The sequence below is a fragment of the Xanthomonas sp. WHRI 10204 genome, assembly GCF_040202875.1.
GTDB lineage: Bacteria > Pseudomonadota > Gammaproteobacteria > Xanthomonadales > Xanthomonadaceae > Xanthomonas.
In genome coordinates this window covers 308534-327706 of record NZ_JBEGDW010000002.1, presented here as the reverse complement: position 1 = coordinate 327706, position 19173 = coordinate 308534, and the positions used below count along the sequence as shown (strand labels likewise).

Sequence of the window (19173 nt, the reverse complement as noted above, 5' to 3'; positions counted from 1 at the left end):
ATCAGCTCCGTGGGCGCAGAACCTGCGCGAAGGAGAAATAGGGCATCGACAGCGAAGCGCGCAGGTGCCGGCCAGGCCGGGTGCGCTCCTCGGGGGGAGTTGTCGCGTTTTCCGTAACCGCCTCCGACACGCCATAATCGGCGCCGGACTCCGTGACCTGACTGGAAGCGGCTCCCAGCCAACCAATGGCAAACAGGGTGCTGCCGAACAGCAACAGCGGAACTGGTCGCGTGACACGTGTGCTGTTCATGCTTTCCCCCTGCGTTGGATGACTGGTGTTGTATTCAACTATAACACCGACACGCAGGCAGTCAACTGTCTGTCATACCCAACTGATGGCACCCCACGCGGACCGGGGTGCCAAATCACCTTCGAGGAACTTCCAATGCTGCTGAAACGTCTATTGGTCGTTGTATTCGCTGGCTTTTTTGCAAGCTCGGCCATGGCCGCCGGGGCGCCGCTGCTGGATCTGGACTACCGCCCGTTGGCTGGCAAAGCGCCAATCAACCTGAACCAGAGTTACGGCGGCAAGGTAGTGATGGTGGTCAATACGGCCAGCAAATGCGGCTACACACCGCAGTACGAAGGTCTGGAAGCGCTCAACCAGCGCTTCGCCAGCCGTGGGTTTGCGGTGCTGGGCTTTCCATCCAACGATTTCCAGGGACAGGAACCCGGATCTGAGAAGCAGATCCAGGAATTCTGCACACTGACCTATGGCGTCAAGTTCCCGATGTTTGAGAAGGTGCACGTGCTGGGCAAAGAAGCGACGCCGCTGTATCAGCGCTTGACGCAGGCAACGGGCGTGGCGCCGGGTTGGAACTTCCACAAGTATTTGATTGCACGCGACGGGCGCGTGGTAGCGCAGTTCCCCAGCAAGATCAAACCGGACGATCCGAGCGTGCTGGCGGCGATCGAACGCGAGCTCACTGCGCCGTCGCGCTGAGCGCGGCTCTCGCAACGCCGCGTGCGCATGCGACAATGCGTGTTCAGCGCCGTCGGTGGCGTGTCTTTTCACTTTCGGGAAGTGCATCGAATGAAGATCGGAAAGCGCGGCGCGGCGGCGTCGCTACTGATGGTGGCAATGACGGCTTCGATGCCGGCGATGTCGCAGCAACCGGCCGCAGCGGCCACCAAGGAGAAGCCAGTTTTGAATGCATCGTCTGAGAAAAGCACGCGCGACAACGTCAGCTACGCCATCGGTATGGATGTAGCGCGCTCGTTCGAGCCGATTGCCCAGGACATCGATCTGAGCGCGATGCAACGCGCCATCGAAAATGCATTCAAGGGTGGCAAGCCGCTGTTGTCCGATGAGCAGACTCAGGCGACCGATACCGCATTGCGCACCGCGCTGGCTGCCCGCAATGGTCAGCAGGTGCCGGGCATGGCGCCAGGCTCCGCGCCGGCCACCCCGTCCAAGGAAAATGTCGGCTTGATGCTGGGCGACCGTGCGGTTGGTCCGTCGCTCGCCGGCATCAAGGACGAGATCGATCTGTCGACCCTGATGGAAGCGGTGCGTACCGTGTTCGCCAAGGGCACCACGCGTCTGACCCAGCAGGAAGCGGCCGCCACCATGCAGGCCTTTGCCTCTGCCAAGCAGGGCGCTGCCGGCGCCAAGAATCGCGAAGACGGCAATGCCTTCCTCGCCAAGAATAAAACCGAGAAAGGCGTGATCACCACCGCGTCCGGCCTGCAGTACATGGTGCTGCGCCAGGGCAGCGGCGAGCGCCCGATGCGGACCAACAAGGTCCGTGTGAACTACGAAGGCAAGCTGCTCGACGGGCAGGTCTTCGACAGTTCGTACCAGCGCGGCCAGCCGGCCGAGTTCGGTCTGGATCAAGTCATTCCCGGTTGGACCGAGGGCGTCGCATTGATGCCGGTCGGTTCGAAATATCGTTTCTGGATTCCATCCAACTTGGCCTATGGCCCGAACGGCACGCAAGGGGGGCCGATCGGACCGGACGCAACGTTGACGTTCGATGTCGAACTGATGGGTATCCTTCCCTGATCCCCCACAGGAGTACCCCCACCCATGCGAGTTGCGATCTTTGGTACCGGCTATGTTGGTCTTGTCACCGGTACCTGTCTGGCGGAAGTAGGTCATCACGTTATCTGCGTGGATATCGACCAGGCGAAAGTTGATGGTCTCAATCGTGGGGTGATTCCCATCTACGAACCCGGCTTGGAGCCGATGGTGAAAGCCAACCATGCCTCTGGCCGGTTGCGCTTCACCAGCGACGCCGCCGAGGCGATTGCGCACGGCGAAATCACCTTCATCGCTGTGGGCACGCCGCCGGACGAAGATGGCAGTGCCGACCTGCAGTACGTGCTGGCGGTTGCGCGCACTGTCGGTCGCCATATCGACGGCCCGTCGGTCGTGGTCAACAAGTCAACGGTGCCGGTCGGGACCGCCGACAAGGTGCGCGCGGCGATCCAGGAAGAGCTGGACGCACGTGGCGTGGACCACGAATTCGATGTCGTCTCCAACCCCGAGTTCCTGAAGGAAGGCGATGCGGTGGCCGACTGCATGCGTCCGGACCGGATCGTGATCGGCGCCAAGAAGCCGGCTGCGATCGCACGCATGCGTCGTCTGTATGCCCCGTTCAATCGCAACCGCGATCGCATTGTGGAAATGGACGTGCGTTCGGCCGAGCTCACCAAGTACGCGGCCAACGCGATGCTGGCGACCAAGATCAGTTTCATGAACGAGATCGCCAATATTGCCGAGCGTGTCGGTGCGGACGTCGAGCACGTGCGTAACGGGATCGGCTCTGATCCGCGCATTGGCTGGCACTTCATCTATCCCGGTGCCGGTTACGGCGGCTCGTGCTTCCCGAAGGACGTGCAGGCGCTTGCCAAGACCGCAGAGCAGTACGGCATGCAGCCAACCCTGCTCAACGCGGTGGAAAGCGTCAACAACGCGCAGAAGGGGCACCTGTTCGAACTGGTGCAGCGTCATTACGGTGGCGAAGGCGGCAGCATCGCCGGCAAGACCTTCGCGGTGTGGGGCCTGGCGTTCAAGCCCAATACCGACGACATGCGTGCGGCCTCCAGCCGTCGTCTGATGGCGCAGTTGTGGGAAGCCGGCGCCACCGTGCGTGCCTACGACCCGGAAGCCACGCACGAGGCCAAGCGCATCTTCGGCGAGCGCGACGACCTGACCTTCTGCGACGAAGCCTTTGCTGCACTGGAAGGCGCCGACGCACTGGTTGTTGTCACCGAGTGGAAGCAGTTCCGTAGTCCGGATTTCGGCAAGATCAAGCAGGCATTGAAGGACGACGTCGTGTTCGACGGCCGCAACCTGTATGACCCGCAGGAAATCGAAGCCGCAGGTCTTGCTTACTACGCCATCGGACGAGGCCGTTCGTTGCATGCATGAGCAACTCTCGCCGCGCGACCAGGAACTGGACGCGCGGTTGGTGGAACTGGAAACGCGCCTCTCCTTTCAGGAGCAGGCGCTCAATGAACTGAGTGAAGCACTTGCGGACGCCCGTTTGACGGGTGCCCGCAATGCCGAGCTGATCCGCCACCTGCTCGAGGATCTGGGCAAGGTGCGCTCCACGTTGTTTGCCGATGCAGCGGACGAACCGCCGCCTCCGCACTATTGATTGCAGATTGCCACCGCCATGAGCGATACCTTACGTGACCAGTTGCTTGGCCTGGGCTTCAAGTCCGCGCCCAAGCCCGAACGCAAACCCGACGCACGGCCTGCCGCGCGTCACCATGGCAACGGTGGCAAGCCCGCACCTGGCGGCAACAGGCCGGGTGGCCAGGGCAGGGGACCGCAGCGGCCACACGCCGCTGCGGCGACCGATGCAACCAGCGAACGCAAAAGCGATGGCAGGCCCGACCGGCGCCACGATGGCAAGCCGGCAGCGTCGCCACGCCCCCAACATCCAAATGCCGACCGGCGTGGCCCCAGGCCGGCGCGCACGCGCGAGGACATCGACCTGGCCAAGGCCTATGCGATCCGTGCGCAGCGCGAAAAAGACGAGCGCATCGAAGCCGAGCGCCTAAAGCAGGAAGAAGCACGCCTGCGTCGCGAAGCCAAGGCCAAGCTCGAGGAGCTGCTCAAGGACAAGGGCTTGAACCATGCCGATGCCGACATCGCGCGGCATTTCCCGTATGGCGGCAAGATCAAGCGCATCTACGTCACCGCCGATCAGCTCAAGGCACTCAATGCCGGCGAGCTGGGCGTGCTGCAACTCAATGGGCGCTATCTGCTGGTGACGGCCGAGGTACTCGCCGAGGCCGAATCCGTGTTCGCACCGTCGGTGGCCCTGAAGGTGGACCCGAATGCGCCGGCAGGCGACGACCCGTACGCCGATCCCCAATATCAGGTGCCCGACGATCTGGTCTGGTAACACCGCAATCCACTGGTGGTGTGACACGAGGGCACCTGTCGGGTGCCCTTGTTGTTTGTGGTGGTTTCGCGGGCCACGCAACGTTGGGTGCGTTTGCGTCGTGGTGGCGCAGCCCGTTTTACATCGCGCCATTGACCGTTACATGCTGCGCCTGGGCTCGGTCGAACACCTGAGTTAATCCGCGCCGCGAAGCGGTGTCGGCTTGGACGAATTGTTAGGGCGAACTTAGATGTCTCCGGGGCCCTGCATGATCATCATGCCGCAATCCCCTGCTCGCGTTATGTCGGCAAGGCTGCGGCTTTCCAGTGCCGCAATTGGCATGTGAATCGCATGTGCCAGCATTGAGCCGTAACCATGATCGGTGGGGCCATCTGAGTCCGACAGGCCCATGCTAGCGACGCCATGCACATAGATTCCTTCATGGTCAAATATCGGACTACCACTCATTCCTGGTGGCAGCGGTAGAGACGCGGAAAAGCAAGGGCCGGGAGACGGCGAGGCGCGGCTGATTGCGTTGTCTACGAAGTGCTCAAGCACGACTCCCGTCGAGATGTTTAGTTGAAATGGTAGGTCACATATGACTTGATGCCCGTTGACCTTGAGTTGGATGTGATCTCTCATCTCGCCGTAGCCAATAGCGGTAGCGTCCTTCCCAACGGAAGCTCCAAAACCGTTGATACCTTTCTGAATTAGGGCCAGTGGTTGATAGGGTATTCGTGGCTCTGGTTGTTGGACTTTGCAGATAGCGATGTCTGCATTTAGCTTGAGATGAGAACGCCCAAACGGTAGCGGAGAGTCTGCTTTTTCAGCCAGAAACGTGGCCCATTCAAGGTGACGAAAGACGTAGCCGCTTGGTTCCATGATGGGATTGCTTGGGACCATCACCCCAAGTGTCACTACATCCGATTGCCATATAGAACTGGACACTTCTCTAGATTCGGCATAGTCGCTTTCGATCGGATCGGCAATTACGTGTGCTGCTGTAACGAGAAGCCCAGAACAGCTAACGAAGAAGCCCGTGCCAATGCATTTCATCCACGACAAATCGTTCGATAGCGCAACGATCGGGACAATGCTCTGACCTAAGTAGTATGAAATCGGGCCGAATGACCTTTCCCCAGCTAGGTGAACCCCGTCCTTGACTCGGGAGAGACCAAGTTTTTGAGCGGTCACAGGATGTGCCTGGAGCGAGTCCAATGCGACGATTTGCCAATTAGTTCCCGGCTCTCTTGGGCCGAAAGTCGCTTTTAGAACTTCCATGTTGCGTCCTGTCGCGTGTGCACCCTAATGCCGGAAGTAAGCCGCGTGCCGTAGGTACGTCGGCTTGATTGACTGGTTAGGCCAGGATGGACCAACGAAGGTGGCCAGGTGGGCTGAGGCGTCGACGACCGTGTTGTCTGGTGCTGCGTCCGATGCGGGGCTTGCCACGTTGACCGTCCGATGAAGTGACCTGCCAAGTGTCAGCCGGCGATGCGGTGGATGCAAGCGGAACACCAACACCAAGCCGATGCCAGCCACCTAACAATCGATCGCCGCCTGAGCCTTCCATTGACGCACTCCTGTTGGAAGACAGGCAGCGCGAACAATGGCAATGTCTTATCGATTCCGGGCGTCGCGGTGGATCTGGTCGGATTTCCTTTCCAGCCGCCGGTTGCGGACCAGTGCCGGGAGTACATTCGCTATACAGGCCGGTCACGGCCGGGGCCGCACTATGCGCGCCTCTACAGAGTGGCGCAGACAGGCTTGGTGCCTGTTGCGTTGTGGCTCACTTCCCGATTGGTGCTGCATATGTCCACATCCTCCAAATGCATGAAGTCCTGCGCTGGCGAATCGGTTTCATCGGCCGCACCTGATGCGCTGCGTTTGCATGCCGGTCGCCTGCTTGCGTCGGCCGGCGTCGTGTTTGCGCTCTGTTGTGGTGTGAGTTCGCAGGCATTTGCGCAGTCGGAAGACGCCCCGGCGTTCGACCGTCCTGGTATCCCGTTCGCTGCCGAGGTGCTGCAGCCTGGCGCGTTCGCATGGGAGCAGGGCTTGCCGGATGCGAGTACCGACCGTGCGGATGGTCAGCGCACGACGCTGTACACCGCCGACACCGTGCTGCGTCTTGGGGTGTCCGAGCATGTGGAGCTGCAACTGGGCAGCGACAGTTACAACTGGCAGCACGGTGGTGGTGCGCGCGCGCACGGCGGTGGCGACAGCCAGGTCGGGTTGAAGGTCGCCTTGCCGTCGCGATCGGAGAGTTTTCATTGGGCGGCACTGGGCACCTATCGCGTGCCGACCGGCAGCCCTGCCTTCAGCGATGGCTATTCGCGCGAGCTCGGGGTGACTGCATCGTGGGATCTGGCGCAGCAGCGCGCGCTGGCGTTGTACGTCAATTACGCACGCGATAACGATGGGCACACGTGGACGTTTTCGCCCAATTACACGTTCTTCTCGGGCGCGCATTTCAGCAGTTACGTAGAAGCGGGCCTGGATACCGGCAGCGAGCATTCGCGTGTGGCGGGCGCCGGCGGTGCCTGGCAACTGCCGCACGCAATGCAGCTGGATGTTTCGGTGCTGCGCGGGCTGACCTCGGAAAGCCCGGATTGGCAGGGTGGGATCGGCTTGTCGATCGCGTTTCAGTAACGGGTCAATAGTAGCCCGGGCACGCGTGCGACAGCGCGGCGCGAGTCCTGGCATTGCGGCGGCCCTACATTGGCGTTGCTGGGGTAACGGCGCGGTCGCTTGGATTTCGGACGCTTGCGTGACTGCAGCAGATCTCTCGGCTGCGCGTCACGGCGGTCTGTCAGACGTGTGGGTGATCAATCGACGCGCGTGGAGCGGGGCGGGGCGCACGGCGCAACGCGCGTGCCATCCACAGATCGCGACTGCACGCTGCGGTTGCCAGAAGCTGCAGTAAGCTGTTTGTCTAGACTGATGCGGCTCGGTGCCATTGACCGGCCACAGTTGCGCCGCTGGCATCTGCGCGTCCCATGCTGCACTGCCGCATGCATTGAATGGCGGGAAAAGGCTTAATTGGATCGATCCAATTCCAGTCCACTACATGCGCGTTTTTCACTCAGCGGGTCCCAGCGCTTGACGCGTCCCAAGCAGGCCTCGGCTGCGCCGGAGGCTGGCGAAGTACGCCCGGCACGGCGTGGCGCGGTGACGCTGCGCGACATCGCAGGCGCAATCGGCGTCTCGCGCGCAACCGTGTCGCTGGTGCTGCGCGGCAGCCCGCTGGTGCATGCCAATACGCGCGCGCGGGTGGAAGCCGAGCTGGATCGGCAAAACTACGTCTACAACCGGGCCGCGGCCAATCTGCGCCAGCGCACCTCGTCCAGCATCGCGCTGGTCATCAATGATCTGTCCAACCCGTTTTTCGCGGAGTTTGCAGCTGGCGTCGACGAAGCGTTGGGTGCGGCCGGCTACGTCACGCTGCTGGGCAGTACCGGCGAGTCCACACAGCGGCAGCAGGCGGTGCTGACCTCGTTGATGGAGCACACGCCGGCCGGGATCATCCTATCGCCCGCCGAGGGCAGCCAGGCGCAGGCGCTGGCGCAGGTGCTGGGCCGCCAGCGCAACGTGGTGTTGTTCAATCGTGAGGTGGAAGGCGCCGGCTGGGACCTGTTGGCGCTGGACAACGAACAGGGCGCGTTTCTGGCCTGCACGCATCTGATTGAACAAGGTCATCGGCACATCGTGTTTTTCGGCGGGCATGCCGAATCCAGCTCGTGCCGGCAGCGCCGCGCCGGTTATACGCGCGCGATGTCCGGCGCGGGTCTGACGGTGCAGTACGTCGAGTCGGCGCCCAATCGTCAGGACGCCGCACTGTGTGGCACGCGCATGCTCGACAATGCCGACCATGCCGCGACCGCGGCGGTTTGCTACAACGACAGCGTTGCGCTTGGCCTGATGGCCGCGCTGGCGATGCATGGGATCGTTCCGGGCCGCGACTTCGCGGTGACTGGCTTCGACGATATTGCCGAAGCCGCGTTGTTTACCCCGGCGTTGACCACGCTGGCGGCCGATCCGCGTGCGCGCGGCCGGCAAGCTGCGCAGCTGGTGCTGCAGCGCATCGGCAGCCCGGACCTGGCGTCGCAGCGGCTCACCGCTGCAGTGGCGCTGAAGGTCCGCGCGAGTAGCGCCTGCGCGCCCTCACTCCTCTCTGTGTCTTCGCAACATCCCGTAAGCGATTCTCCCGCCCATTCCCCCACCAAGGCCTCAGGCCGCTGACCAGGCAACTCCTATGGTTTCCCTTTCCACGCAATCCACTGTGCCAAGCGGCAACAAGGCGCCCGTCAACAACGGCGTCGCGTTGTCGGTGGTCACCACGATCTTTTTCATGTGGGGCTTTCTCACCTGCCTCAACGACATCCTGATTCCGCATCTGAAGGCGGTGTTCGAGCTGAACTTTGCGCAGGCGATGCTGGTGCAGTTCACCTTCTTCGGTGCGTACTTCCTGATGTCGTTGCCGGCCGGTTGGCTGGTGAATCGCCTGGGCTACAAGCAGGGCATCGTCGCTGGGCTGGCGGTGGCGGCGGTCGGTGCGCTGGGTTTCTGGCCTGCGGCGGAACTACGCGTGTATGGCGCATTTCTGGGGGCGTTGTTCGTGCTTGCCACCGGCATCACCATCCTGCAGGTGGCGGCAAATCCGTATGTCGCGTTGCTGGGTCCGGAGCGCAGTGCCTCCAGCCGGCTGACCCTGGCGCAGGCGCTCAATTCGCTGGGGACCGCGATTGCGCCGCTGTTGGGCGGCTGGTTGATCCTCTCCAACACGGTGATGAGCGGCGACCAGCTCAAGGCGTTGCCGGAGGCCGAGCAGCTGGCCTATCGCGTGCAGGAAGCGCAGGCCGTGCAAGGCCCCTACATCGGGCTGGGCGTGGTGCTGTTTTTGCTGGCGATCTTCGTGTTTCTGTTCCGTCTGCCCACGTTGACCGATGCCGGCGCGCAGAAGGAAGAGAGCAAGCATTCGCTACTGGATGCGCTGCGTCACCCGCATGTGCGCTTCGGTGTGCTGGCGATCTTCTTCTATGTCGGCGCAGAAGTGGCGATCGGCAGCCTGATGGTCAATTACTTCTCGTTGCCTGAGATCGGCGGGTTCACCGAGCGCGAGGCGACTACCTATGTGTCGGCGTACTGGACCTTGGCGATGATCGGCCGCTTCATCGGTTCGGCGTTGTTGGCCAAGCTGTCGCCACGCGTGCTGCTGTCGGTATTTGCGGGGATCAACGCCTTGCTGCTGGGCCTGACCATGGCCAGTGGCGGCATGCTGGCGGTGTATGCGCTGGTGGCGATCGGGCTGTTCAACTCGATCATGTTCCCGACCATCTTTACCCTGGGCATCGAGCGGCTCGGTCCGCTGACCGGGCGCGCATCCAGCCTGTTGATCATGGCCATTGTGGGTGGCGCGATCGTGCCGTATCTGCAGGGCTTGCTGGCGGATCGCATCGGCCTGCATGAGTCGTTCGTGCTGCCGCTGGTGTGCTACTTGTACATCGTGTTTTACGGCATCTGGGGTTCGCGTTTGCGCGGCGCACTGGCGGAGGCGCGCGCATGAGTGCTGCCAAGAACCAGTTGGTTTGCTTCGGCGAAGCCTTGATCGACATGCTGGCCTTGCCGCAGGCCAGTACCGATGACGCGCGCACCTTCGCGCAATATGCCGGCGGTGCGCCGGCCAACGTGGCGGTTGCGGTGGCAAAGCTCGGCGGCGCTGCGCATTTTGTGGGCATGCTCGGGCGTGACATGTTTGGCGATTTCCTGTTGCAGAGTCTGCAGCAGGCCGGTGTTGTCACCGATGGCATCGTGCGCACCGATGAAGCCAAGACCGCGCTGGCGTTTGTGGCGCTGGACGACGCCGGCGAGCGCAGTTTCAGCTTCTACCGGCCACCGGCAGCGGACCTGCTGTTCCGTCCGGAGCACTTTGCCGCCGATGGGTTTGCGCAGGCAGCGGTGCTGCACGTGTGCTCCAACAGCATGACCGAGGATGCGATCGCGCAATGCACGCTGGACGGCATGCGCCGCGCGCGTGCCGACGGCGCCATCGTCAGCCTGGATCTCAATCTGCGCCCTATGCTGTGGCCGCAGGATGTGGACCCGGCTGCGTTGCTGTGGGAAGCGTTGGCGCTGGCCGACGTGGTCAAGCTCTCGCGCGAAGAACTGGAGTATCTGGCCGGCACCTTGCATAGCGATGCCAGCGCGGTGACGCAGAAGCTGTGGCAGGGCAACGCGCGCTGGCTGCTGGTCACCGACGGCGGTGGCCCGGTGCATTGGCAGACACGGGTGGATTCTGGCCAGGTGCCGGCGTTCACTGTACAGGTGCGCGACAGCACCGCGGCTGGCGATGCGTTCGTCGGTGGTCTGCTGTATCAGCTGGCCGCACGTGCGAGCACGCTTGAACACCTGTGCGGCGATGCTGCGGCGATGACGCAGGTGATTCGTTTCGCGGCCGCTGTCGGTGCACTGGCAGTGACGCGCAAAGGCGCGTTCGCCGCGATGCCCAGCATCGATGAAGTCCATTCTCTGATCCAGGAACAAGCATGAGCCCGTTGCCCGCATCTCCCGCCCCCGATTTCCGCTCGGCCGATGTGTTGCGCCAGCATATTGCCGACACCATGGCGTTCTATCACCCGCGCGCGATCGACCCGGCCGGTGGCTTCTTCCAGTATTTCAAGGATGACGGCAGCATCTACGATGCCGGCCACCGGCATCTGGTGAGCAGCACGCGCTTCGTCTTCAACTACGCGATGGCCTATCGCGAATTCGGCAATGCCGAGTATCTGCAAGCGGTGCGTCACGGCCTGGAGTATCTGCGCAACGTGCACCGCAATGCGGCCACTGGCGGGTATGCGTGGACGCTGCGCGATGGCGTGGTCGAAGACGACATGAACCACTGCTACGGTGTGGCGTTCGTGCTGCTGGCGTATTCGTGCGGCCTGAAAGCCGGTATTGCCGAAGCGCGCGAATGGATGGACGAAACCTGGCAGCTGCTGGAAAAGTACTTCTGGGAAGCGGAATTCGGCCTGTATCGCGATGAGGCCGATGCGCAGTTCAACTTCACCCGCTATCGCGGCCAGAACGCCAACATGCACATGTGCGAGGCGATGATCGCCGCCTACGAGGCCAGCGGCGAGCAGCGCTATCTGGATCGTGCGCTGCAGCTGGCCGACACCATGACCCGACGCCAGGCGGCCAAGGCCGATGGGTTGGTGTGGGAGCACTACGACCCGCAATGGAACATCGACTGGGACTACAACCGCGATAACCCCAAGCATCTGTTCCGCCCCTGGGGCTTCCAGCCGGGTCACCAGACCGAGTGGGCCAAGCTGCTGATGCTGCTGGATCGCTACGCGCCGACAGACTGGTTGTTGCCGACTGCGCAACATCTGTTCGATGTTGCGGTGGATCGCTCCTGGGATGCGCAGCGCGGCGGGCTGTATTACGGCTTCGCACCTGACGGGCAGGTGTGCGATGACGACAAGTATTTCTGGGTGCAGGCCGAGTCGTTGGCTGCAGCTGCCTTGTTGGCGCAGCGCAGCGGCGATGCGCACTACTGGCAGTGGTACGACAAGCTGTGGGAGTACTCCTGGACCCACATGGTCGACCACCGCTACGGCGCGTGGTATCGCATTCTGGATGCGGATAACCGCAAGTACAGCGACGAGAAGAGCCCGGCCGGCAAGACCGATTACCACACCATGGGCGCGTGCTACGAAGTGTTGAACGTGTTGCGTCCAGCAGCTTGATGCGGGTGTGACAGGGCGCGGCCGTCTATCGTGCGGTCGCGCCGTGATGTAGGAGCGCACCCGGGCGCGATGGGGCTTTATCGGTAAAGCCTTGTCGCGCCCGGGTGCGCTCCTACGTTGGTTGGTCGCTGCTTGCGGTGATGCTGGCCCGGTGTTATTCGGGTGCCGCACCATGCGTGTGTCCTGCAACGTGTTGTATGTGTTTCGCCCAGCAGTTTGATGCGGGTGTAATAGGGCGCGGCCGTCTGTGCGGCCGCGCCGTGATGTAGGAGCGCACCAGGGCGCGATGGGGTTTTATCGGTAAGGCCGCATCGCGCCCTGGTGCGCTCCTACGTTGTTGGGTTGGCCGCTGATGGCGATGCCGGCCCGGTGTTATTCCGGGTCGTAATCCAGATTCGATGCCAGCCAGCGTTCGGCCAATGCCAGCGTGATGCCCTTGCGCTTGGCGTAGTCGGCGACCTGTTCCTTGCCCAGCCGCCCGACCACGAAATACTGGCTTTTGGGATGGCTGAAGTAATACCCGGACACCGCTGCAGTGGGCAGCATCGCAAAGCTCTCGGTGAGCGACATGTCCGTGTTGCGTTCGGCATTGAGTAGATCGAACAACGTGCGTTTTTCGCTGTGTTCCGGGCATGCGGGGTAACCGGGTGCCGGGCGAATGCCGCGATAGCGTTCGGCAATCAAGGCTTCGTTGTCGAGCTCTTCGTTGTCGATGTATCCCCAGAACTCGGTGCGCACACGCTGATGCAGGCGCTCGGCCAGTGCCTCGGCCAGGCGATCGGCCAATGCCTTGAGCAGGATTGAGTTGTAGTCGTCGTGCGCCGCTTCAAAACGCGCAACATGCGGGTCGATGCCGATGCCGGCAGTGACCGCAAACCCGCCGATCCAGTCCTGCTTGCCGCTGCTCTTGGGTGCGATGAAATCGGCCAGACAAAAGTCGGGACGGTCGACGGGTTTGTCGACTTGCTGGCGCAAAAAATGCAGGGAATGGGGAATGGAGAATCGGGAATGGTCGGGTGCCGATGCATCGCCTTGCGATTCCCGATTCCCGATTCCCGATTCTGCCGGCTCGGTCAGTACAACAACATCGTCGCCTACTGCATTGGCCGGCCACAGCCCAAACACCGCCTTGGCGGTGAGCCATTTTTCGTCGACGATTTGCTTGAGCATACGTCGCGCGTCACGATACAGCTCGCTGGCCTGGGTGCCGACGATCTCGTCGCTGAGGATGGCCGGAAATTTGCCGGCCAGCTCCCACGCCTGGAAGAACGGCGTCCAGTCGATCAGCTCAATCAACTCTTGCAGCGGGTAATCGTCGAATACGTGCAGGCCAGGCTGACGCGGAGTGGGCGGTGTGTAGTTAGCCCAATCGCCATCGAAACGCTGGGCGCGTGCCTTTTCCAACGACACCAGCCGTTTTGCATCGCCACGGTTGCGATGGCGTGCGCGGATCTCGGCGTAGTCGGCCTCGTTGGCAGCGACGAAGGCCTGACGCAGGTCGCGCGAAATCAGCGATTGCGCAACGCCTACCGCACGCGAGGCATCCTTCACCCAGACCGTGGGTGCGGCGTAATGCGGGTCGATCTTCAGCGCGGTGTGCGCGCGCGAGGTGGTGGCGCCACCGATCAACAACGGAATATCAAAACCCTGTCGCTGCATTTCGCGCGCCACATGCGACATTTCTTCCAGCGAGGGCGTAATCAATCCGGACAACCCGATCAGATCCGCATTTTCTTCGCGCGCACGGTCCAGGATCACCTGCGCAGACACCATCACGCCCAGGTCCACCACGTCGAAGTTGTTGCACGCCAACACCACGCCGACGATGTTCTTGCCGATGTCGTGCACATCGCCTTTCACGGTGGCCATGATGATCTTGCCGTTGGACTTGCCAACGTCGCCGGTGCGCAGTTTTTCCGCTTCGATGTACGGCAGAAGATAGGCCACGGCCTTTTTCATCACGCGCGCGGATTTGACTACCTGCGGCAGGAACATCTTGCCGGCGCCGAACAGGTCGCCGACCACGTTCATGCCGTCCATCAGCGGGCCTTCGATCACATCCAGCGGGCGTGTCGATTGCTGGCGCGCTTCTTCGGTGTCGGTTTCCACATAGGCATCGATGCCGTGCACCAGCGCATGCGCCAGGCGTGCACGCACCGGTTTTTCGCGCCAGGCCAGGTCTTCGACCTTGGCCGCACCCTTGCTGCCCTTGTAGCGTTCGGCGATTTCCAGCAGCCGCTCGGTACCATCTTTGCGGCGATTGAGGATGACGTCTTCCACGCGCTCGCGCAGGTCCGGGTCCAGCTCGTCGTAGATCGGCATGCCACCGGCATTGACGATGCCCATGTCCATGCCGGCCTTGATCGCATGGAACAGAAACACCGAGTGAATCGCCTGACGCACCATCTCGTTGCCACGGAAGGAGAACGACACATTCGACACGCCGCCGGAGATATGGCAGTGCGGCAGCGTGCGTTTGATTTCGCGCGTCGCCTCGATGAAGTCCACTGCGTAGTTATCGTGCTCTTCGATGCCGGTGGCCACGGCAAAGATGTTCGGGTCGAAGATGATGTCTTCCGGCGGAAAACCCACTTGCTCGGTCAGCACTTTGTAGGCGCGCGTGCAGATTTCCACTTTGCGTGCGCAGGTGTCGGCCTGGCCCACTTCATCGAAGGCCATGACCACGGCGGCGGCGCCATAACGCAGCACCTTGCGTGCTTGTTCGATAAAGAGCGCTTCGCCTTCTTTCAACGAAATCGAGTTGACCACGCTCTTGCCTTGCAGGCACTTCAAGCCGGCTTCGATCACCGTCCATTTGGACGAATCCACCATCACCGGAATACGCGCGATATCCGGCTCGGACATGATCAGGTTGAGAAAGCGCGTCATCGCCTTTTCGGAATCGATCAGACCCTCGTCCATGTTGACGTCGAGGATCTGTGCGCCATTGGCAACTTGCTGGCGCGCCACGTCCACGGCTTCTTCGTAACGCTCTTCCTTGATCAGCTTGCGGAATTGCGCGCTGCCGGTGACGTTGGTGCGCTCGCCGACGTTGACGAACAACAGGTCCGGCGTGATGACCAGCGGTTCCAGGCCCGACAGGCGGGTGTAGCGGGGAGTGCTCATGCGATGCTCTGGCGGGCGTCGGACGTGGCGAATGTCCAGGCGAGGCGATGATAGTTGGCGGTTGGCAGGGCGCGGATCGAGATGGCCCTCATCCGCCCTTCGGGCACCTTCTCCCGCGCGCGGGAGAAGGAAGCTTTCATCCACGTGGCGAGCAATGTGCCGTGCTTCTCTCGCGTGCGGGAGAAGGGAGCTTTTGTACATGTGCCGAGCAATGTGCCGTGTTTCTCCCGCGTGCGGGAGAAGGGAGCTTTCATCCACGTGCGGAGCAATGTGTCGTGCTTCTCCGGCGTGCGGGAGAAGGGAGCTTTCGTCCACGTGCGGAGCAATGTGCTGTCCTTCTCCCGCGTGCGGGAGAAGGTGGCGCGCAGCGCCGGATGAGGGCTAACGTACTGCATCACGCTGCCAGCTCCTGCGCACCCGGCAACTGCCGCGGCGGCAGATCCGCTACCGCTTCGGCAATTGCGCGGATGTGGTCCGGCGATGTACCGCAGCAACCGCCAACCAGATTCAGCAAGCCGGACTGGGCAAATTCGCGCAGCGTCTCGGCCATTTCCTCGGGCGTTTCGTCGTATTCGCCAAACGCATTCGGCAACCCAGCGTTCGGATGCGCGCTGACATAGGCGTCGGCGATCTGCGCCAGCGTTTCCACATGCGGGCGCAGATCCTTGGCGCCCAGCGCGCAATTCAGGCCCACCGACAGCGGCCGCCCGTGCGCAACCGAGGCATAGAACGCTTCGGCAGTCTGCCCGGACAGCGTGCGACCGGACGCATCGGTAATGGTGCCGGAGACCATCACCGGCAAGCGCCCGCCGCGTGCTTCGAAGATTTCTTCGATCGCGTACAGCGCGGCCTTGGCATTGAGCGTGTCGAAGATGGTTTCCACCATCAGTGTGTCGGCGCCGCCGTCGATCAAGCCTTCGACAGCCTCGCGGTAGGTCTCGCGCAATGCATCGAAACTGGTGTTGCGGTAGCCGGGATCGTTGACATCCGGACTGATCGACGCCGTGCGGCTGGTGGGGCCGAGCACGCCGATCACAAAGCGCGGTTTGTGCGGCGTCAGCGCTTCGACGGCATCGCAGCATTCGCGCGCCACTTGCGCGCCGGCCTTGTTCAATTCGTACACCACGTGTTCCAGGTGATAGTCGGCCTGGCTGACCGAGGTGGCGTTGAACGTGTTGGTTTCCAGCAGGTCGGCACCGGCATCCAGATAGGCGCGGTGGATGCCGGCGATGATCTCGGGGCGGGTCAGCAACAGTAGATCGTTGTTGCCCTTCAGATCGTGGCCTTCCTGCGTGTGGGCGTGATCGCAGCCCGGGCCATGCACATGCGCGCTGTCGTAGCCCTCGGCAAACCGTGTGCCGCGATAGTCGGTTTCCTGCAGATCGTGGCGCTGGATCATGGTGCCCATCGCGCCATCGATGATGAGGATGCGTTCGCGCAGCGCGGCAGTGAGTTTGGCTGCACGGTCCGGACGCAGCCATGGCAGCGAGAACGGGATTAGGGGTTCGGAATTTGCGATTGTCAGGGATGTCATCAGCCAGCTCTCCGCGCACTCGTGCTGTTGTTGTCAACCAATCCCGATTCCCGACTTCCGACTCCCGGTTTCATCGCAATCAACGAGATCACTTCGAAATGGGGCGGGCGTTTTTCGCGCGTCACCGTCTCCAGGCTGGACACATCCAGCCCGGCTTTTTCGACGAACTTGCGCAGTTCCTTGGCGGCAAACCCGAGATTGACGTGGCCATAGGCGTGCACGGCCGCGCGATGTTCGTGTTTGGCCAGGCTGCACAGCAGCAATCGCCCGCCGGGGCGCAACACGCGTGCGGATTCGGCCACCGCTTGCGCCGGTTTTGCGGCATACGTCAGCGCGTGCATCAGGACCACCAGGTCGAAGCTGGCGTCGGGGAAGGGCAGCGCATGCATGTCGCCTTCGCGCACTTCCACGTTGCGCAGTTTGCGCAGGCGCTCGCTGGCAGCGGCAACTACGCGTGCGCTGGTGTCGATACAGATGTAGCGGGTGGCGTGCGGGGCGACCAGTTCGGCCAGCACGCCGTCGCCGGAGGCGATGTCGAGCACGTCGCCGGTTTCCAGCAAGGGCAGGGCGGTGCGCGCCAGCGCTTCCCAGGTGCGACCGGGCGAGTAGTGCCGCTCCATGTCGCCGGCCACCGAATCGGCCCAGTTCTGGTCGGCGGCGCGGTTGGCCAGCACGGCCGCCACGCGCTCGGCATCCTGGCGCAGCAGCGGGTCGTCGCTGCCCGTGCTCAGCGCCAGCCACAGCGCACGCTGGGCCGGGTCCAGCGACACTTCGTCGAAGCGGTAATACGCCGACACGCCGGCGCGGCGGTCGCGCACCAGCCCGGCTTCCTTGAGCTTGGCCAGATGGGTGGACACGCGCGGCTGGGCCAGACGGGTGATGGCCGACAGTTCGGCCACGGTGAGTTCTTCCTGTTCCAGCAGCGCCAGCAGGCGTACCCGGGTGGCGTCGGCAAACACTTTCAGGCGCGCCGACCAGTCTTCCAGATCCATGAATATCTCTATATCGCGATATGGAGATATTTTCGGCCCGGCGGGGTGTTGGGTCAACTACATACGCATGCGAATGGTTGTGGCTACAATGGCCGCTCAGTCAATAACCGGAAGGGGTCGAACGTGGATTTCAGCTTTACCGAAGAGCAACTGATGATCCAGGACGTGGCCCGCCGGATCGCCCAGGAAAAGATCGCCCCCAGCGCCGAACAGTTCGATCGCAGTGGCGAGTTCCCGCTGGACAACATCCGGCTGCTGGGCGAAAACGGCCTGATGGGCATCGAAGTGCCGGCCGAGTACGGCGGTGCCGGCATGGACCCGATCAGCTACGCGCTGGCGATGATCGAGATCGCGGCCGGCGACGGCGCGCACTCCACCATCATGTCGGTCAACAACTCGCTGTTCTGCACCGGCATCCTGAAGAACGGCAGCGAGGTGCAGAAGCAGCTGTACGTGCGCGCGATTGCCGAAGGCACGCATATCGGCGCATTTGCGCTGACCGAACCGCAGTCCGGCTCGGATGCATCGGCGATGCGCTGCCGCGCGGTCAAGCAGGCCGATGGCAGCTTTGTCATCAACGGCAAGAAGAGCTGGATCACCTCCGGCCCGGTGGCCAAGTACATTGTGTTGTTTGCAGTGACCGAGCCTGACAAGGGCTCGCGCGGCATTACTGCCTTTATGGTCGACACCGACAAACCGGGCTTTCATCGCGGCAAGACCGAGCCCAAGCTGGGCATTCGCGCCTCGGCCACTTGCGAGATCGAGTTCGCCGACTATGTGGCGCAGCCGGACGACGTGCTGGGCGTGGAAGGCGAGGGCTTCAAGACCGCGATGAGCGTGCTCGATGCCGGGCGCATCGGGATTGCCTCGCAAGCGGTTGGCATTGCGCGCGCCGCGTATGAAGCCACGCTTACGTACGTCAAGGAGCGCAAGGCCTTCGGCGCGGCCATCGGCACCTTCCAGATGACCCAGGCCAAGATCGCCGACATGAAGTGCAAGCTGGATGCTGCGTTGCTGTTGACGCTGCGTGCGGCCTGGCTCAAGGGGCAGGGTAAAAAGTTCGGCACCGAAGCGGCGGTCGCGAAGCTCACCGCCTCGGAGGCGGCAATGTGGATCACTCACCAGGCGGTGCAAATCCACGGCGGCATGGGTTACTCGAAAGAGATGCCGTTGGAGCGCTACTTTCGCGATGCCAAGATCACGGAAATCTACGAAGGAACGTCTGAAATTCAACGCCTGGTGATCGCGCGCGGGGAAACCGGGCTGCGCTGAGGTCGTCCGCACTCCAGCGCTGCCGCAGGTGCGGCAACGCTGGAACGCTCTCCGCGACGCCAAGATCACCGAGATCTACGAAGAAACGTCTGAAATTCAACGCCTGGTGATCGCGCGCGGGGAAACCGGGCTGCGCTGAGGTCGTCCGCACTCCAGCGCTGCCG

The 19173-nt window shown here is 62.5% G+C and carries 17 protein-coding genes; 11 read left to right on the top strand and 6 right to left on the bottom strand.

Features of this window, described 5'->3' with window-relative positions:
• Window position 1: 1 nt before the first annotated feature.
• Complete coding sequence (locus tag ABQZ00_RS12160) at window positions 2–250, bottom strand: hypothetical protein (RefSeq protein ID WP_055844822.1); 249 nt, start codon at window positions 248–250, stop codon at window positions 2–4.
• Between the two features lie 135 nt (window positions 251–385).
• Here ABQZ00_RS12160 and ABQZ00_RS12155 point away from each other — a divergent pair, with 135 nt between their 5' ends.
• From ABQZ00_RS12155 to ABQZ00_RS12135, 5 genes are all read left to right on the top strand, one after another.
• Entirely contained in the window at window positions 386–943 is a 558-nt protein-coding gene (locus ABQZ00_RS12155; protein WP_323538212.1) for a glutathione peroxidase, read from the top strand.
• Between the two features lie 90 nt (window positions 944–1033).
• A complete protein-coding gene (locus tag ABQZ00_RS12150; RefSeq protein ID WP_323538213.1) occupies window positions 1034–2005 on the top strand; it encodes an FKBP-type peptidyl-prolyl cis-trans isomerase in 972 nt (323 codons plus the stop codon).
• A gap of 24 nt (window positions 2006–2029) precedes the next feature.
• Entirely contained in the window at window positions 2030–3376 is a 1347-nt protein-coding gene (locus tag ABQZ00_RS12145) for a UDP-glucose dehydrogenase family protein (RefSeq protein ID WP_055844814.1), read from the top strand.
• Window positions 3369–3605 (top strand): SlyX family protein, encoded by a 237-nt coding sequence (locus ABQZ00_RS12140; RefSeq protein WP_024939344.1) that lies wholly within the window; start codon window positions 3369–3371, stop codon window positions 3603–3605. Before ABQZ00_RS12145 ends, ABQZ00_RS12140 begins: the two co-directional genes overlap by 8 nt.
• 18 nt (window positions 3606–3623) lie before the next feature.
• Window positions 3624–4361, top strand: coding sequence for a DUF2058 domain-containing protein (locus tag ABQZ00_RS12135; RefSeq protein ID WP_323538214.1), 738 nt, complete (start codon window positions 3624–3626; stop codon window positions 4359–4361).
• Between the two features lie 225 nt (window positions 4362–4586).
• Here the strand turns inward: ABQZ00_RS12135 and ABQZ00_RS12130 are convergent, their stop codons facing one another.
• Window positions 4587–5621: a S1 family peptidase gene (locus ABQZ00_RS12130; RefSeq protein WP_323538215.1), complete on the bottom strand. Its 1035-nt coding sequence runs from the start codon at window positions 5619–5621 to the stop codon at window positions 4587–4589.
• A 516-nt stretch (window positions 5622–6137) separates the two neighbouring features.
• Between ABQZ00_RS12130 and ABQZ00_RS12125 the strand changes: the two genes are divergently transcribed.
• From ABQZ00_RS12125 to ABQZ00_RS12105, 5 genes are all read left to right on the top strand, one after another.
• Entirely contained in the window at window positions 6138–6986 is an 849-nt protein-coding gene (locus tag ABQZ00_RS12125; protein ID WP_503064289.1) for a transporter, read from the top strand.
• 450 nt (window positions 6987–7436) lie between these two features.
• On the top strand, window positions 7437–8576 hold the full coding sequence (locus tag ABQZ00_RS12120) for a LacI family DNA-binding transcriptional regulator (RefSeq protein ID WP_503064276.1): 1140 nt from the start codon (window positions 7437–7439) through the stop codon (window positions 8574–8576).
• A 13-nt stretch (window positions 8577–8589) separates the two neighbouring features.
• Complete coding sequence (gene fucP, locus ABQZ00_RS12115; protein WP_323538217.1) at window positions 8590–9900, top strand: L-fucose:H+ symporter permease; 1311 nt, start codon at window positions 8590–8592, stop codon at window positions 9898–9900.
• A complete protein-coding gene (locus ABQZ00_RS12110; protein WP_323538218.1) occupies window positions 9897–10883 on the top strand; it encodes a carbohydrate kinase family protein in 987 nt (328 codons plus the stop codon). Before fucP ends, ABQZ00_RS12110 begins: the two co-directional genes overlap by 4 nt.
• Window positions 10880–12085: an AGE family epimerase/isomerase gene (locus ABQZ00_RS12105; RefSeq protein ID WP_323538219.1), complete on the top strand. Its 1206-nt coding sequence runs from the start codon at window positions 10880–10882 to the stop codon at window positions 12083–12085. The genes ABQZ00_RS12110 and ABQZ00_RS12105 overlap by 4 nt, the downstream gene beginning before the upstream one ends.
• A 372-nt stretch (window positions 12086–12457) precedes the next feature.
• Here the strand turns inward: ABQZ00_RS12105 and metH are convergent, their stop codons facing one another.
• The 4 genes from metH to ABQZ00_RS12085 are packed head-to-tail and all read right to left on the bottom strand — an operon-like array spanning window position 12458 to window position 17737.
• Window positions 12458–15211 carry a methionine synthase gene (gene metH / locus ABQZ00_RS12100; protein WP_323538220.1) on the bottom strand — a complete coding sequence of 918 codons (2754 nt, stop codon included), beginning with the start codon at window positions 15209–15211 and terminating at the stop codon, window positions 12458–12460.
• Window positions 15208–15609, bottom strand: coding sequence for a hypothetical protein (locus ABQZ00_RS12095; RefSeq protein WP_323538221.1), 402 nt, complete (start codon window positions 15607–15609; stop codon window positions 15208–15210). Before ABQZ00_RS12095 ends, metH begins: the two co-directional genes overlap by 4 nt.
• Window positions 15606–16745 (bottom strand): homocysteine S-methyltransferase family protein, encoded by a 1140-nt coding sequence (locus ABQZ00_RS12090; RefSeq protein WP_323538222.1) that lies wholly within the window; start codon window positions 16743–16745, stop codon window positions 15606–15608. Before ABQZ00_RS12090 ends, ABQZ00_RS12095 begins: the two co-directional genes overlap by 4 nt.
• On the bottom strand, window positions 16745–17737 hold the full coding sequence (locus ABQZ00_RS12085) for an ArsR/SmtB family transcription factor (protein WP_323538223.1): 993 nt from the start codon (window positions 17735–17737) through the stop codon (window positions 16745–16747). The genes ABQZ00_RS12090 and ABQZ00_RS12085 overlap by 1 nt, the downstream gene beginning before the upstream one ends.
• Window positions 17738–17860: 123 nt before the next feature.
• On the opposite strand from ABQZ00_RS12085, the gene ABQZ00_RS12080 reads away from it, so the two are divergent.
• On the top strand, window positions 17861–19009 hold the full coding sequence (locus ABQZ00_RS12080; RefSeq protein WP_323538224.1) for an acyl-CoA dehydrogenase family protein: 1149 nt from the start codon (window positions 17861–17863) through the stop codon (window positions 19007–19009).
• The last annotated feature ends 164 nt before the right edge of the window (window positions 19010–19173 follow it).

Bases quoted from the DNA above. Each gene is read 5' to 3' on its own strand.
- ABQZ00_RS12160 (WP_055844822.1), bottom strand. From the start codon at position 250: ATGAACAGCACACGTGTCACGCGACCAGTTCCGCTGTTGCTGTTCGGC.
- ABQZ00_RS12155 (WP_323538212.1), top strand. From the start codon at position 386: ATGCTGCTGAAACGTCTATTGGTCGTTGTATTCGCTGGCTTTTTTGCA.
- ABQZ00_RS12150 (WP_323538213.1), top strand. From the start codon at position 1,034: ATGAAGATCGGAAAGCGCGGCGCGGCGGCGTCGCTACTGATGGTGGCA.
- ABQZ00_RS12145 (WP_055844814.1), top strand. From the start codon at position 2,030: ATGCGAGTTGCGATCTTTGGTACCGGCTATGTTGGTCTTGTCACCGGT.
- ABQZ00_RS12140 (WP_024939344.1), top strand. From the start codon at position 3,369: ATGCATGAGCAACTCTCGCCGCGCGACCAGGAACTGGACGCGCGGTTG.
- ABQZ00_RS12135 (WP_323538214.1), top strand. From the start codon at position 3,624: ATGAGCGATACCTTACGTGACCAGTTGCTTGGCCTGGGCTTCAAGTCC.
- ABQZ00_RS12130 (WP_323538215.1), bottom strand. From the start codon at position 5,621: ATGGAAGTTCTAAAAGCGACTTTCGGCCCAAGAGAGCCGGGAACTAAT.
- fucP (WP_323538217.1), top strand. From the start codon at position 8,590: ATGGTTTCCCTTTCCACGCAATCCACTGTGCCAAGCGGCAACAAGGCG.
- ABQZ00_RS12110 (WP_323538218.1), top strand. From the start codon at position 9,897: ATGAGTGCTGCCAAGAACCAGTTGGTTTGCTTCGGCGAAGCCTTGATC.
- ABQZ00_RS12105 (WP_323538219.1), top strand. From the start codon at position 10,880: ATGAGCCCGTTGCCCGCATCTCCCGCCCCCGATTTCCGCTCGGCCGAT.
- metH (WP_323538220.1), bottom strand. From the start codon at position 15,211: ATGAGCACTCCCCGCTACACCCGCCTGTCGGGCCTGGAACCGCTGGTC.
- ABQZ00_RS12090 (WP_323538222.1), bottom strand. From the start codon at position 16,745: ATGACATCCCTGACAATCGCAAATTCCGAACCCCTAATCCCGTTCTCG.
- ABQZ00_RS12085 (WP_323538223.1), bottom strand. From the start codon at position 17,737: ATGGATCTGGAAGACTGGTCGGCGCGCCTGAAAGTGTTTGCCGACGCC.